Annotated in this window: 16 protein-coding genes; 10 read left to right on the top strand and 6 right to left on the bottom strand. The window is 42.2% G+C overall.

The annotated features are described in order from the left end of the window. The first annotated feature begins 3 nt into the window (after positions 1–3). Both D1614_RS18085 and D1614_RS18095 read left to right on the top strand, forming a co-directional pair. Positions 4–630: a carbonic anhydrase family protein gene (locus tag D1614_RS18085; RefSeq protein ID WP_119439387.1), complete on the top strand. Its 627-nt coding sequence runs from the start codon at positions 4–6 to the stop codon at positions 628–630. A gap of 958 nt (positions 631–1,588) precedes the next feature. Further along, entirely contained in the window at positions 1,589–3,685 is a 2,097-nt protein-coding gene (locus D1614_RS18095) for an AAA family ATPase (protein WP_119439389.1), read from the top strand. Positions 3,686–4,753: 1,068 nt separating this feature from the next. On the opposite strand, the gene D1614_RS18105 is transcribed toward D1614_RS18095, so the two are convergent. From D1614_RS18105 to D1614_RS18120, 4 genes are all read right to left on the bottom strand, one after another. Continuing rightward, positions 4,754–4,996, bottom strand: coding sequence for a cupin domain-containing protein (locus D1614_RS18105; protein ID WP_162304556.1), 243 nt, complete (start codon positions 4,994–4,996; stop codon positions 4,754–4,756). Further along, positions 4,947–5,258: a cupin domain-containing protein gene (locus tag D1614_RS18110; RefSeq protein WP_119439392.1), complete on the bottom strand. Its 312-nt coding sequence runs from the start codon at positions 5,256–5,258 to the stop codon at positions 4,947–4,949. Before D1614_RS18110 ends, D1614_RS18105 begins: the two co-directional genes overlap by 50 nt. Positions 5,259–5,269: 11 nt before the next feature. Further along, the gene (locus D1614_RS18115) at positions 5,270–5,644 is read right to left on the bottom strand and encodes a nuclear transport factor 2 family protein (protein WP_194086714.1); all 375 of its coding nucleotides are present in this window, start codon (positions 5,642–5,644) and stop codon (positions 5,270–5,272) included. A gap of 114 nt (positions 5,645–5,758) precedes the next feature. Beyond that, entirely contained in the window at positions 5,759–6,337 is a 579-nt protein-coding gene (locus tag D1614_RS18120; RefSeq protein ID WP_119439465.1) for an NAD(P)H-dependent oxidoreductase, read from the bottom strand. A 131-nt stretch (positions 6,338–6,468) separates the two neighbouring features. Here D1614_RS18120 and D1614_RS18125 point away from each other — a divergent pair, with 131 nt between their 5' ends. After that, positions 6,469–7,293: a sigma factor-like helix-turn-helix DNA-binding protein gene (locus D1614_RS18125; protein ID WP_119439394.1), complete on the top strand. Its 825-nt coding sequence runs from the start codon at positions 6,469–6,471 to the stop codon at positions 7,291–7,293. A 144-nt stretch (positions 7,294–7,437) separates the two neighbouring features. Here the strand turns inward: D1614_RS18125 and D1614_RS18130 are convergent, their stop codons facing one another. After that, a complete protein-coding gene (locus D1614_RS18130; RefSeq protein WP_119439395.1) occupies positions 7,438–7,671 on the bottom strand; it encodes a hypothetical protein in 234 nt (77 codons plus the stop codon). A 31-nt stretch (positions 7,672–7,702) separates the two neighbouring features. Then, complete coding sequence (locus D1614_RS18135; protein WP_206610070.1) at positions 7,703–8,056, bottom strand: RDD family protein; 354 nt, start codon at positions 8,054–8,056, stop codon at positions 7,703–7,705. A 41-nt stretch (positions 8,057–8,097) separates the two neighbouring features. Between D1614_RS18135 and D1614_RS18140 the strand changes: the two genes are divergently transcribed. The 7 genes from D1614_RS18140 to menD all read left to right on the top strand — a co-directional run bounded on the left by D1614_RS18140 (position 8,098) and on the right by menD (position 14,265). Then, positions 8,098–8,310 (top strand): hypothetical protein, encoded by a 213-nt coding sequence (locus tag D1614_RS18140; protein WP_119439397.1) that lies wholly within the window; start codon positions 8,098–8,100, stop codon positions 8,308–8,310. A 41-nt stretch (positions 8,311–8,351) separates the two neighbouring features. Next, a complete protein-coding gene (locus D1614_RS18145; protein ID WP_119439398.1) occupies positions 8,352–9,182 on the top strand; it encodes an AraC family transcriptional regulator in 831 nt (276 codons plus the stop codon). Between the two features lie 263 nt (positions 9,183–9,445). Beyond that, positions 9,446–9,982, top strand: a complete 537-nt coding sequence (locus D1614_RS18155) for a YceI family protein (protein WP_119439466.1) — start codon at positions 9,446–9,448, stop codon at positions 9,980–9,982. A gap of 12 nt (positions 9,983–9,994) precedes the next feature. Further along, complete coding sequence (ygiD, locus tag D1614_RS18160) at positions 9,995–10,885, top strand: 4,5-DOPA-extradiol-dioxygenase (RefSeq protein WP_206610071.1); 891 nt, start codon at positions 9,995–9,997, stop codon at positions 10,883–10,885. A 167-nt stretch (positions 10,886–11,052) separates the two neighbouring features. Further along, positions 11,053–11,469, top strand: coding sequence for a PaaI family thioesterase (locus D1614_RS18165; protein ID WP_119439400.1), 417 nt, complete (start codon positions 11,053–11,055; stop codon positions 11,467–11,469). Then, complete coding sequence (locus D1614_RS18170) at positions 11,470–12,600, top strand: chorismate-binding protein (protein WP_119439401.1); 1,131 nt, start codon at positions 11,470–11,472, stop codon at positions 12,598–12,600. After that, the gene (menD, locus tag D1614_RS18175; RefSeq protein WP_119439402.1) at positions 12,601–14,265 is read left to right on the top strand and encodes a 2-succinyl-5-enolpyruvyl-6-hydroxy-3-cyclohexene-1-carboxylic-acid synthase; all 1,665 of its coding nucleotides are present in this window, start codon (positions 12,601–12,603) and stop codon (positions 14,263–14,265) included. The last annotated feature ends 1 nt before the right edge of the window (position 14,266 follow it).

A 14,266-nucleotide genomic window follows, 5' to 3' on the forward strand; every position in this document is an offset into this window, starting at 1 on the left:
CAAATGTGGACACATACCAAGGAATCGCAGGAAAAAATGACGCCCCGGGAAGCACTGGGCTACTTAAAGGAAGGTAATCTTCGTTTTGTAAACAACCTGCAAACCGACAGAAACCTGCTCAAACAGGTCAACCTTACATCAGAAGGCCAGTTTCCCTTTGCCACCATACTCAGTTGCATCGACTCCCGCACATCGGCCGAATTAATTTTCGACCAGGGGCTGGGCGATATTTTCAGCATCCGCATTGCCGGAAATGTGCTGAACACCGATATTCTGGGAAGTATGGAATATGCCTGCGGCCTGGCAAAATCGAAGATTATTGTTGTTTTGGGGCACACCAACTGCGGGGCGGTCATCAGTGCGTGCAACAACCTGGAAATTGGCCACCTTACTTCGCTGCTGAATAAAATAAAGCCCGCTGTTGAAAGCGAGACCACGGTAACAGACAACCGCACCGGCAGCAACCCCGATTTTGTGAGTAAAGTAAGTACCGCCAACGTAAAACACACCATCCGCCAAATTCGCGCACAAAGCCCCATCATCAAAGACCTGGAAGAAAAAGGAGACATCATCATTACCGGTGGCCTCTACAGTGTCGAAACCGGCGTAGTTACTTTTTTTGACAACTAAGCCGTTCGCGGCAATGCTTCAATGCTTCAATGCGTGAATGCTAGAATGCTTTAATGCAAGAATAAGCTGCGAGCCTCTAGCTGCGAGCCACAAGCTTCAAGCTATTGGAAATTGAATATTGGAAATTTTACCTTTTCAATCCTTCAATCCTTCAATCCTTTCGATGGCAATGCTTGAATGCGAAAATGCTTTAATGCAAGAATGAGCTGCGAGCTGCGAGCCTCTAGCTGCGAGTCATTGGAAATTCTGCCTTTTCAATCCTTCAGTCCTTCAGTCCTTCAATCCCTGTAAACTGCGACTGAGTTTTCCTTCCATATATCCTGATTTTGGATTCGTAAAACCCCACTTTAAACAAGCCAAAGCTAACTCTGCGGGAGATAAAGCTACCTTTCAACAACAACTTTCTCCCTTTTAACAAGAACATCCTGGCTAAAAACGAGACAATTCTAACTTTAAGTGAGAACATCCTGGCAAAAAGCAAGAACATCCTAACTTTTTACAAGAACATCCTGGCAAAAAGCGAGAACATCCTAACTTTTAACGAGAACTTCCTTGTAAAAAGTGAGAACTTTCTCACTAAAAACGAGAACGTTCTAAGTTTAAGCGAGAACAAGCTCACTTTTTTCTAGCCTTTCGGGGTAAAAAGTGAGCTTAACGAGGGTTTTACTTAGAACTGCGAACTCCGGCCGGCTGTTTATGCCCGATAACACCCTGTTTAGAAAAGCTTTGGTTGATTTTCTGTTTATATTTAGGCAGCAAATCATTAAAAACCGTTGAATACGCTTTATCACAAAAAAACAGAGAAATTAATAAAACAGAATAGGTGTGCTTATCCCCATTTGGGTGTATAACAACACTTTTTTAAACGATAAAAGAGAAATAACAACAGTGGTGACATACAAATGTTATGGACAACTTGGAGAATGCATACAGCAAATAGAAATCTTAATATGAAATTATGGATATAGAAATTAAAAACTGTAATAATATTGAGACTGGTAAAATAGAAATTACCAAAGACAAGTTAAATCTAAAGTTTGGTATAAATGGAACAGGAAAAAGTACCATTACTAAAGCACTTCAATTAAAAGTTGATTCTCCTGAAAATCTAAAAGAATTATTGCCATTTAAGTATAGAAATGCTGAGAATGAAATTACTCCACAAATAATTCCATCAGAGGAAATTAATAGTATTTTGATTTTTAATGAGGAATATTTAAATCAGTTTCTATTTAGAGAGGATGAATTGATTTCTAATAGCTATGAAATATTTATTAAAACTCCAGAATATCAGCAGTTAACCGTACAAATTGAACAACTTTTATCTGATATTAAAAGAGTATTCTCAGAAAATGAAGAACTTGAAATGATAATTTCAGATTTTGAAAGTTTATCTAAAAGTTTTACGACAACTCAAACAGGACTATCAAAAACTTCTGCTTTATACAAAGGTCTAAAGGAAGGAAACAAAATTGCTCATGTCCCTGAAGTATTGAAGGGATATTCCAAATTAATAAAAAATAAAGATTGCGTTAGTTGGTTGGAATGGCAGAGTAAAGGAGAGCAATTTCTAGAAATATCAGATGATTGCCCATATTGTACGTCTGCAACAATTGATAAAAAGGAAGCAATTAAATCAGTATCTACATATTATAATAAAACTGTCGTTAAAAACTTTAATGTAATAATTGATGCACTAAAGAATTTAGGTGAATATTTTTCTGCTGATGCAAATGCAACTTTAAAAACAATAACCGAAAAACAAACTGGACTTGACGATTCAGAGATGAATTATATCGTTGTTGTAAAACAACAAATTGATGACTTGTTGACAAAACTTAGGTCTTTAAAAAATATCTCTCCAATTACATTTAGTTCTGACGAAAAGGTAGAACAGAAATTGAAAGATTTGATAATAAATATTGAGTTGTTTGATAGATTAAAAGCAGATAAAACAGTTGAAATTATTAAATCACTAAACCAATCATTAAATACAGTACTTGAAAAAGTTGGCATCTTGCAAGGTGAGGTTAGCAAACAAAAAAATCTTATTAAAAAACTTATTGAAAAACATCAAAAGAGTATAAATTCATTTCTTTCAAATGCTGGCTATAAATACACTGTTGAAATTATTAACAACAATACAAATGATTATAAACTTTTATTAAAGCACATTGATTCTACTGAAACTATTAATGGAGGAAACCAATTTTTAAGCTTTGGTGAAAGGAATGCTTTCTCGTTAGTGCTTTTCATGTATGAAGCATTGCATAAAAAACCTGAATTAATTGTACTTGATGACCCAATATCATCCTTTGATAAAAACAAAAAATATGCGATTATGCATATGCTTTTTAGAGGAAAAAGTGCTGATTGTTTTCTTAATAAAACAGTATTGATGTTGACACATGACCTTGACCCAGTAATTGATACTGTTAAAGTTCTTAAGGAATTTAATAATTTATCAGTTGCCAGTTTTATTTCAACTTCAAATGGTGTGTTAGAAGAAAGAGAAATTAGAAAAAGTAATTTATTATCATTTGCACAAATATGTAAAAAGACATTAGAATCGGACATCCCTGATATTATTAAATTAATTTATTTACGAAGACATTTTGAAATAATTGATGACCTAGGTGATGAATACGAGGTACTCTCTAATCTATTTCATAAAAGAGAAAAAGAAAATTGTAAAGACCAACGAAAAGAAATTGGAAACGATGCAATGAGTGAACTTGATTTCAATAATGGAATTACTAAAATCAAACAGCAGATTCTTCATTTCGACTATGATTCGATGCTGGCAAGTATTAAGGATGTCGTTTATTTAAAAGAAATATATGCAAGAGCATCGAATAACTACACGAAACTAAATATTTTTCGTTTGATTTATGATGCAAATCTAAATCAGTTACCTAATGTTCTTAGAAAATTCATCAATGAGACATATCACATTGAAAATGAACTAATTTGTCAATTAGACCCAAATGATTACAATTTGATTCCTGATTTTATAATTGATGATTGTGATAAATATATTATAGAAAGTAATTAGGACATAATCAAATACAGGCTATAACACGCGGTCATAAGTAATGCCGGACGATGTCCAGCTCGTTCCGATTTGCAATCGGAGCACAACTCACAAAAGTTGATGCGCCAATGCCGATTTACAACCGCACCAAAACAGTCTTCTAAAACAGCGCCACCCACTAAAGCCTTGAAAAAACAACAAACGGTACCTTTCCCCACATTCCTGAATCCGAAGGATTCACAGGTCGATAGACAATCGATGAACAGAAAAAATACGACTCCGGCCGGAGTCGAACCACTGTATGCTTTCCCCAGACTACAAACATGTGATACCTCCGGTATCGAAAACCATTTTGGAAATACGACCGCACTGCCCTCCCCGCTTGCGCCTTCCATAACTATCGGGAAGCAATCGGTAATCCGGAAGGATTGAAACAGGAAGCCAGCAAGTAACCTTTTCGGCCATTAAATTTATATCGCTGCGCTGCAGCTCGGCTGTTTTTCGTATCTCTTTTTTCTATAAATATATTGCTGCGCTGCAGCCACTTTTTTAAGCAACAGCGTTGCGGTAATATGTATAGGAAATTCCAGGCAAGAGATAATAAGCCCCAGCGGGGCGAAACATTCCGGAACACCACTGCTGGAAAGATATACTCCCCGCTCGCGCCTACCATAACTATCGGGAAGCACCCGGTGCACCATCCCTAAGGATGGATAAATACAGTTTTCAATCGTTGGCTGAGGCATGGATTACACCCGGTGCGCAACCCCCAAGAGTTGATGCGCCAATGCAGATTTACAACCACACCAAAACAGTCTTCTAAAACCGCACACCCACTAAAGCCTTGAAAAAACAACAAACGCTACATTTCCCCACAATCCTGAATCCGGAGGATTCACAGGTCGATAGACAATACGATGATCAGAAAAGATACGACTCCGGCAGGAGTCGAACCATTGCATTTCTTTCCTGGCTACAAACATGTGATACCTCCGGTATCGAAAATCATTTTGGAAATCCGACCGCACCAACCGCCACTTGCAATAAAACCGGCACGTTTCTTCCCGTGCAGGCTGTTTTGTTTTCAGGCTATCGAGGCTTTTCCTGAATCATTTCATTCGAATCTACGGGGTAGCTATCGAATTTCTGGTAAAGCTTTAAAAACTCCTGCGGATTAACCGGATTTGAGCCAAGCACCTGTTGCAAGCCTTTGAAAAAACCTTCGCGCTTTTCGGCCGGGTTAAACAGCAACATGACACGGGCCGGCGTGCTTTGCTTATTTTTAAAAGCATGAGGTGTAAAACGGGGAATGTAAACAATCGTTCCGGGCACGGCATCCACTTTTTTTTGTACCTGCCTGCAGGCTTACAATCCCTTCCTCCACAATAAAAGTTTCATCCATAAAACGATGATAATGCAACTTAGCCCCTTCTGCCCCGCCGTCAAGCGTAATCTGGTAAATTCCAAACCGGTCGTTGGTATCTTCGCTGGTTAAGCGCAGCACCACCGACGAATTTCCAAAAGCAATCCATTCTCCTTCATCGGGCAGAATCACCTTTGCTTCGTTCTCCAACTGATCATTTAAATAGTCCATAAGTACTCGCGTTAGGGCTGTTCAATCAATTCTATTTTGGGGAAATTTCCGATCACCTTCCACTCATCCTGCTCTAAAACAAGCGAGATATAGGAATCGAAATTCAGGTACTGATGCGAAAGAAAAACATGCACCATCGCCATATCACCATTCACATCAACCGACAGAAATTCGACAGATCGTTTTATTCCTCCAAATTTGCCTTTTGCCACATGTTCGAGGTACGATGCGCGATTGATTAGGCGCACCCCGGATTCCCCGAAATAACCATTTTGCACATTGCTAAACTTTTCGTGTAAGGCAGTTGCCAGGCGTTCGAGGTCCTGCTCATCAGCCCCCTCGATAAAGTCGTTACACACACGAATAATTTGTTCTTTGTTGTTCATAGATTCTGTTTGTTTTACTTGATTTTGATTGACGAAAGAAAAGGATGCCAACATTGAAACGGCCAGCAAACTCAAGATAATTCTTCGCATAAAGGGTATTTTTAATCGTATCAGTTAATTTGCATGCAGGCCCAGCGTCTCTACTTGCTGAAGCCATTTCGTTCGGCTCTCATGGGTTGAACTTCGTACCGGCGAGAAAATGGTGGTTTTCACCGGAGCGATCCCGCAATAATTCAGAAGCCCCTGTTTCATGGCCCGTATTCCAAAGCTTTGGTAAAAAAGGCTGTAAAACCATTTGGGCGTGTCCATCGTGACCACCAAACGAGCGGTCTTTCCGCGAAGCAGCTTAATCAGTTTCTTCTGCTCCGGATCGTGCTTATAGGCAAAACCCGAAAGAAACACCCGGTCGATAAAGCCTTTTAGCAACGCGGGATAGGCACCCCACCAAATGGGAAAGACAAATACCAGGTGATCGGCCTTTCTGATTTTCTCCTGTGCTTTCAGAATGTCCGGCTCCAATTGTCCGGTATCGGTGCGGCTACCTTTTAAAACCAGGTTGAAATTTAAATCATTGAGGCTTAGCATTTCAATTTTATGACCCGCTTTCCGGGCTCCCTTTTCGTAGCTTTCGGCAATCGATTCCGATAAACTTCCCTCCCGGGGATGCCCGTTAATGACAAGTATCTTCTTCATACATTTTTGTTTAATTTTGAAGTAAGACACGGCAGCCACGTTTTTTGTGACACATTTTTATTTCCGAAGAAAAATGAAGTTTTCAGTCACACTTTTGCCCGTTCATTTGTCTTATATTCTAAAATCGTGGTATGAATAATTATTACAATACTCTGTTTCCTTACGCGTACAATATTCTGGGCTCGGCCGACGAAGCATATGACGCCATACAAGACGTTCTTTTAAAGTACAGCCAAAAGGATTCAGTGCCCGACAATGAGAAAAACTACCTGATACGTGGAGTTATCAATCAATCGATTAACCGGAAAAGAAGCATTCAGAAAACAGAATCTTTGGATGCTTTGCCGCAACCCGTTTCCACCTCCTATTCCGACGTTTCGGTTGAAATAAAAGACCTGGTGTCGTTTTCGCTGCTGATTTTACTGGAGAAACTAACGCCCAAAGAGCGGGCTGTTTTTATTTTAAAAGAAGCTTTTGCCTATTCGCATGATGAAATTTGCGAGGTGCTTTCCATCTCGTCCGACAATGCCCGAAAGCTGCTGAGCCGGGCAAAGGCCAAGCTTAACCAGCGCCATTCAACGCTTAAAAAAGTATCGGGCGAGCAGTTCATAAAGCTGGAAGTATTTACCCAGGCTTTGCAAAGTGGCAACCTCGAACAACTTCACCAGTTGTTTCACAAGGACATTGAATTCAGAGCCGATGGCGGCGACAGCATAAAAGTGGTTCAAAAGTACTTGAAAGGATTGAGGGAAGTGGCTTCGCTCGTGGTCGATGTGTATCAACGCTTCCAGACTTCGTATACCATCCGTTACCGTTTTATCAACCATCAGCCCGCCATTTTGTATTATGATAACACAGTTTTAAAGGTTTGCCAGGTTTTTGAGCTCCATCCCGAAGATCAGACAATCCGATCCATTAATTCCATACTCGATCCGGTTAAGCTCCGAAAGATTTGATTGAAACCAATCTAATAGGGAATAAAGAGGCCCGATGATACACAGCCCCTGCTTCCACCATACCTGTGTTTTTGAATTCTAACAAAGTTGAAGAAAAATACAAATGGAGACACTCCGGCTGAAGAGTCTCCATTTAACCGATTATCATTTATCACAAGGTTTGTAGATGGCACCAGTGGCAAAATCAACGATTGCACCCGGCCAAAACAACAAAATGTCTGCAATAAGAGCACCAACTCTGACATCTCTGGCAGGCTCCCCTGCAGCAGGCTTAGTTTTCTGACAAGTAGAAACCTTACCGCCAAAAACAGTTGCACAACTTGATAGAGATACAGCAAGCATAAAAACAAATAAATACGTTAAAATTTTAGATCTCATAATAATTAATTTTAGTTTTTATGATAAAGCACTATTGCTTTCTGATAAGGCTGGTTTTTGAAGTCCAGTCGTGAAACCCCCGAACAAAGAAAAGATAAGATATTATGTCAATAGGAATAAATCTTGAAACCGTTCTGATAAACAATTTCAAAACTCTGAATTCCGGATTATTACAAACCACCCGAGCTTTTGTAATCATTTTCCCAGGTGTTTGACCCACTAAATATTCAAAAAGAAAATAATAAAGAAAATAAACTACCACAGAAATATAGCGAATATAATATTGATCGACATAGTCTCTTAAAACAAAGACCAGCAGCACCATAACAATCAAATAAACCAGTGTATCAATAATAAAATCTACGAAACGGATCGTTTTGTTCACGATTAGGTTTTCAGTTTTTTCCATTGAATGAAAGTATATAAGTGTCTTTTAAAGGCGACGAAAATAAACAGTTGAATATAGCAAATATTTATCAAAAATATATTTCTCACCTGGAAATGAAATACCCAAATTCACAAGGTTCTAGTGTTGGAATTGAAAGCAATACCGCTGCCTGCATTGGCAGTTATTTAGGCTATACAATGGCGGACAAATTCCTATCTGAACAAAAAACCCCTTTCCGGCTTTTAGGATGATGGATTTCGGTCTATATTTATAACAGGCGAAAACAATAGCGATGAAGGAAACATTTCGAATATTTCAGCTTTTCCCGGAACATGTAAAACGCATACAGTCGTCGGAAAATGAACCGCATGCACACGAATACGAAGAACTGCTGATCGGGGTAAAAGGTCGTTTGGAACATTTCATCGATTTTGAATCTACCCAAATGGATGCGCCTTTTGTCAGCTTTATTACCAAAGGGAAAGTGCACCGCGTGCTGCCTTATTTAAAAGACGGCGAATGTAACATCTGGGCCATTCGTTTTAAAAGCGAGTTCATCCCCGAAACCACTTTCCAGTTGTACGCCTACTACCACAACAACGCCAATATTCCGCTTCCGCCCGACCGTTGTTTCCAACGCATGGAAACCATTTGCGAGCTGATGCAGGAAGAAACACAGCAAGAAAACCCGGACTATTCAATCGTCCGCCATTTGCTGAGCGCGCTGTTTACCATGGTGGAATCGGAACGCAAAAAAATCCATCCCGACCATTCGGTTTTGGCCAACACGCAAAGCTCTACCTTCAAAAACTTCCTTTTGCTGCTCGAAGACAATTTCCGCCGCCCCGAGGGTGTGGAGTTTTATGCCGAGAAGCTGTTTATGAGCAGCCGAAACCTCAACATCATTTGCCAGAACATTCTGCAGCAAAGCGTTTCGGAGATCATTGAAACGCGAAAACTGATTGAAGCCAAGAATCTTTTGCTCACCACCGACAAAACAATCGCGGAAATTGGGTTTGAGCTGGGCTACAACGAGAAATCGTATTTTACCAGCGTATTTAAGCGCAAAGCAGGGCAAACTCCCAGCGATTTCAGAAAAGAAATGGGCAAGCTGATTTCCTGAATTTATAACTCTATTTCCGAAAAGTGATACCCCCTACTTTGGTTAATGTGGCAACTTTGTATCGAAGTTATTTAAGAGAAATTTATGTTTGACAGGAATTGTGTGATTCAATATTTTTTGACTCTCCCTCTTCTCCCTCTCTATGTTTAGAGAGGGACGATCCCGAGCACTCGGGATCAGGATGAGTGTTTTAAAGAACACAGCTGAGTCAACCTTAGACAACTTCATTATAAAAAATGAGTAACAACATTAAAACAAAGGAAATGGAAACAACAAAAACAACCTGGACATTAGATCCATCGCACAGCGAAATTACTTTCAAAGTAAAACACATGATGATCTCGAACGTACGTGGCGAATTCAAATCATTCACGGCAAGCATTGACGGCGAGGATTTTGAAAAATCAACAATCAGTGCGACCATCGACGCCGAATCGGTATTTACCAACGCCAACGATCGTGATGCCCACCTGAAAAGCGCCGATTTTTTCGACGTTGAAAACTACAAGCAACTGACATTTGCGGGCACCAATCTTAAAAAAGTGGATGACGACGAGTACAAACTCACCGGATTGCTGACCATCAAAAACGTAAGCAAAGAAGTAACGTTTGACGTGGAGTTTGGCGGCATCAACAAAGACCCCTGGGGAAACGAAAAAGCAGGTTTTTCACTGTCAGGAAAAATTAACCGCAAAGACTGGGGATTAAACTGGAATGCCGCTTTGGAAGCCGGTGGAGTGCTGGTGAGCGAAGAAGTAAAAATCCAGGCCGAAGTTCAGTTTGTAAAACAAACACCGTAAACTACAGGAAGCATGGAACGGAAACAATTTCTGAAAACATTGTCCTTACTTCCGCTAACAGGAGCAGCTATGAATTTAAGTGAACTTACCGGAATAGCATCGTCCTTTGAAAACACGGAGGCCATGCCTCTGCTGTTTCTGGGACATGGCAGCCCCATGAACGCCATTGAAGAGAACGAGTTTACCAAAGGTTTCCGCGCCATCAGCACGCGTTTTGAAAAACCCAAAGCCATTTTATGTATTTCGGCACACTGGGAAACCCGCGGAACTTTTGTTACGGCCATGGAGCAGCCGCCAACGATCCACGACTTTGGAGGATTTCCCAAAGCCTTGTTCGACGTGCAGTACCCAGCACCGGGAAGTCCGGAACTGGCGGAGATGACCAAGGAATTGATCCAATCGACCGAAGTGGGCCTCACCGAAAAATGGGGACTCGATCACGGAGCCTGGAGCGTGATCAAACACCTCTACCCCGATGCCGATGTTCCGGTAATCGAGATGAGCATCGACTACTCCAAAGGCCCGGAATTTCATTACCAGCTCGGAAAAGAACTGGCCACATTGCGCCGTAAGGGAGTGTTAATCATCGGAAGCGGCAACCTGGTACACAACCTGCGAATGGTGGCCTGGGACAAGCTCGAAACGCCCGGATTTGCATTTGACTGGGCACAGGAAGCCCGTTCGAAAATGAATACGTGGATCACGGAAGGAGACCATCAGCCGCTGATCAGCTACCAGAAACAGGGAAAAGCTTTTGAGCTGGCAATCCCCACGCCAGATCACTTTCTGCCCTTGCTTTACGTGCTTGGCCTGAAGGAAGCCAAAGACGAAATATCGCTTTTCAACGACAAAGCCGTTGGCGGCTCGCTGACCATGACTTCGGTGTATATCAGCCCGGCATAACCGACATTAATTACCTTTTTTGTGTTGCAATAGAAAAACCAAGGTGCATTTCAGCGATTTAGTACCGGAACAACAGAACACTTTCCCCGAACAAGAAGCCTGTTAATATTCAGTTTTTCAATTTCAGGGTTTTGCTATATTTGACGATTAATTTTGACAGGCGGCTGATGACGATTGAAGAGATAAACAAGCTTTGCCAAAATACCCTCATCGGGCATTTGGACATTGAATTTCTGAGTTACGGAGAAGATTTTGTGGAAGCCCGCATGCTGGTGGATCAGAAAAAATGGCAACCGGCGGGCCTGCTGCACGGAGGTGCATCGCTGGCATTGGCAGAAACAGTTGCCAGTGGCGGGTCGATGTTATTGGTGGATCCGACTCATTTTAACGTACTTGGACTACAGGTAAGCGGAAATCACATTTCGACCATTAGTGAAGGATTTGTGCTTGCCCGTGCCGAAATCGTTCATCGTGGAAACAAAACGCATGTCTGGGATGTAAAAATTACCTCCAGTGAAGGAAAACTTATTTCGGTGGCGCGTGTTACCAATATGATCATCGAAAAAAAACAGAAGAGGGATTGAATGGAGCAGGTTATTAAAAAAGCATATTCGGTTTTCGATGCTTTAAAAACAGCTTTACAAAAAAAACTCACCTTTGCCATTTACCGCTTACCGGGTGAAGAGGACGTATCGCTGGTGGTACAAAAAGACCACCACTTACAACAAGTAGACAACTTAACGGGCATTCCGGCGAAAGGCGGTTTTCTGATTGCTCCTTTTGACAAGGATAACGGGCAGAAAACCTATCTTATAAGGCCTGATTTTGTGGTTCGGAACAGCCTCGACAAGGATACTTTCAACAGCATTGAAGCTTTATCGCCGAGCGGATTGAACGGGATGGAACACATTCCTCCGGCCGAAACCTCGCACGACGAATACATCAATCTGCTCAACGATACGATCGGTGCCATTCAAGGCGGCGAATACGATAAAGTGGTATTATCGCACGTGAAGATCCATCCCGGCGAATATTTCCCCGAGCTGAAAAAGATCTTTCATATTTTGTGTGCCACTTATCCCAATGCCTTTGTTTATTTGTTCCGCATACAGGGCCATTGCTGGGTGGGAGCTACGCCCGAGCCCTTGCTTTGCTCGCGCGACAACGAGCTCTACACGGTTTCGCTGGCAGGCACCCGTCCGTATTCGGCTGAAAATGCCGATATCGCCAACTGGAACAAAAAAGAGCGAATGGAGCAGGAATACGTAACGCGTTATGTGGAAGATGTGCTGAAACGGCACAACATTCAGCAATACCGGAAAAGCGGTCCTTATACCAAACGCGCGGGGCGTTTGCTGCATTTGCGCACCGACTTTACAATCCCGATGGAAGAAGTAGGTAAAAAGATTCCGTCGCTGATCGAGTCGCTTCATCCGACTTCCGCCGTGTGTGGAATGCCAATGAAAAAATCGCTTCAGTTTATCAAATCGAAGGAAAAGCACCACCGCGAATATTACGCCGGCTATCTTGGCCCGGTAGGTATTGATAAGGAACTCCGGCTTTTTGTTAACCTGCGTTGCATGAAGGTATTGGAGGGCCAGCTTGCCTTGTATGTGGGAGGTGGCATCACAGCCGATTCGGTGGCCGAAGATGAATGGGAAGAAACCGAGATCAAGGCAGATACTCTTTTGTCCATTCTTCATCAGATTCAGTAAATGATCCACCGTCATCAGCATATTACCGATTTAAGCGCGCTTTGCCAAAAAGCCGGAATCGAGCAGATCATTATTTCGCCCGGATCCCGCAACGCGCCGCTTACCAATGCCTTTTTTGCCACTTTTGGCAAAGGCTGCCACAGCATTGTGGATGAACGAAGTGCGGCCTATGTGGGGCTGGGCATGGCGCGTAACCGGCAAAAACCGGTGGTTATTATTTCGACGTCCGGGACGGCCGTTTTGAACTACAGTCCGGCCATTGCAGAAGCCTATTACCAGCGCATTCCATTGATTGTCGTTACTGCCGACCGGCCTTCGAAATGGATCGACCAGCAGGACAATCAAACGATTCGCCAGCAGGAGGTGTACCGGAATTTCATTGTGAAAAGCCTGTCGCTTCCCGAAGAATACACGGCTGAAACGCTGCTGCAAACCTACCGGGATATTGCTGAAACCATTGAATTGGCAAAAGCAAAGAATGGCCCGGTTCATATCAACGTTCCGCTCGACGAACCGTTGTACGGCGAACTTCCGGCACCATCTGAAACGCTCTTCAATGCATTTGAAAATTCAGAAGAATCAGGACAAATTCCTGCTGAATTAAAAGAACAGTGGGAAAAAGCGGAAAGCATTCTTTTGATCCACGGACAAGATTTTCCAAATAAGAAGTTACAGCAAGCCTTTAGCGCACTGGAAAGCGATAAACGAGTGGTGGTCGTTGCTGAAAATATATCCAACCTTTCCGGCGAATCCATTATCGATCAGCCCGAGCTGATGATCTGGCACAGCGACAAAGAAAACCTGCCTGCTCCCAACCTGTTGATTTATGCCGGTGGACAAGTAGTTTCCAAACAGCTGAAAGTACTGATCCGGAAATGGAAGATCAAAAATACCTGGCGCGTTGGTGTCGATCTGTTTGAGATGGACACTTTTACGCAGCAAAATCAGTTTGCCAGAATAAGCACTGCCAATGCTTATGCCCAACTAGCAGAAAATATACAAACTGGAACAATCAGTTCATTCAAACAAAGCTGGCTGAATTCCTATAAAAATGCAGGAAAAGAAGCCGTAAAGATCAGCGCGGGACTTTCGTTTTCCGATCCGGCAGCATTACAGATCCTTTTAAGCAACCTTCCGGAAGAAACGATTCTGGAATTTGGGAACAGCAGCGTGATTCGTTATTCGCAGCTTTTGCCGGGAGTAAAAAATCATATTCAATACGCCAACCGCGGTGTTTCGGGCATTGATGGTTGTCTTTCATCGGCTGTAGGAACCGCGTTGACAAGCCGGCAAACGACACTCGCCATTCTGGGGGACCTTAGTTTTGTGTACGACAGCAACGCACTCTGGAACCGCGAATTAACGGGCAACCTGAAGATCGTTGTTTTTAATAACGAGGGCGGCGGTTTGTTTGGATTGATCCCAGGACCTTCGTCGCAGCCAGCTTTTAACGACTTTTTTGTCGCACATCATCCCGTTCAGCTACAAAAATTGGCAGAAGCATTTCATTTGAACTATTTTTGTGCTGATGATCCGGATTCATTAAACAAGCAGTTAAAACCCTTCTTTGAAGTTTCGGAAAGACCTGCGCTGCTTGAAATAAAAACGGATCAGGAAATAAACAAAGAGGCTTTCTTTCGCCTTATTGGAAAAAATAACAGCTAAA

The sequence above is a fragment of the Maribellus luteus genome, assembly GCF_003576475.1.
GTDB classification, from domain to species: domain Bacteria; phylum Bacteroidota; class Bacteroidia; order Bacteroidales; family Prolixibacteraceae; genus Draconibacterium; species Draconibacterium luteum.

Bases quoted from the DNA above. Each gene is read 5' to 3' on its own strand.
- D1614_RS18085 (WP_119439387.1), top strand. From the start codon at position 4: ATGTGGACACATACCAAGGAATCGCAGGAAAAAATGACGCCCCGGGAA.
- D1614_RS18095 (WP_119439389.1), top strand. From the start codon at position 1,589: ATGGATATAGAAATTAAAAACTGTAATAATATTGAGACTGGTAAAATA.
- D1614_RS18110 (WP_119439392.1), bottom strand. From the start codon at position 5,258: ATGGACTATTTAAATGATCAGTTGGAGAACGAAGCAAAGGTGATTCTG.
- D1614_RS18115 (WP_194086714.1), bottom strand. From the start codon at position 5,644: ATGAACAACAAAGAACAAATTATTCGTGTGTGTAACGACTTTATCGAG.
- D1614_RS18120 (WP_119439465.1), bottom strand. From the start codon at position 6,337: ATGAAGAAGATACTTGTCATTAACGGGCATCCCCGGGAGGGAAGTTTA.
- D1614_RS18125 (WP_119439394.1), top strand. From the start codon at position 6,469: ATGAATAATTATTACAATACTCTGTTTCCTTACGCGTACAATATTCTG.
- D1614_RS18130 (WP_119439395.1), bottom strand. From the start codon at position 7,671: ATGAGATCTAAAATTTTAACGTATTTATTTGTTTTTATGCTTGCTGTA.
- D1614_RS18145 (WP_119439398.1), top strand. From the start codon at position 8,352: ATGAAGGAAACATTTCGAATATTTCAGCTTTTCCCGGAACATGTAAAA.
- D1614_RS18155 (WP_119439466.1), top strand. From the start codon at position 9,446: ATGGAAACAACAAAAACAACCTGGACATTAGATCCATCGCACAGCGAA.
- ygiD (WP_206610071.1), top strand. From the start codon at position 9,995: ATGGAACGGAAACAATTTCTGAAAACATTGTCCTTACTTCCGCTAACA.
- D1614_RS18165 (WP_119439400.1), top strand. From the start codon at position 11,053: ATGACGATTGAAGAGATAAACAAGCTTTGCCAAAATACCCTCATCGGG.
- D1614_RS18170 (WP_119439401.1), top strand. From the start codon at position 11,470: ATGGAGCAGGTTATTAAAAAAGCATATTCGGTTTTCGATGCTTTAAAA.
- menD (WP_119439402.1), top strand. From the start codon at position 12,601: ATGATCCACCGTCATCAGCATATTACCGATTTAAGCGCGCTTTGCCAA.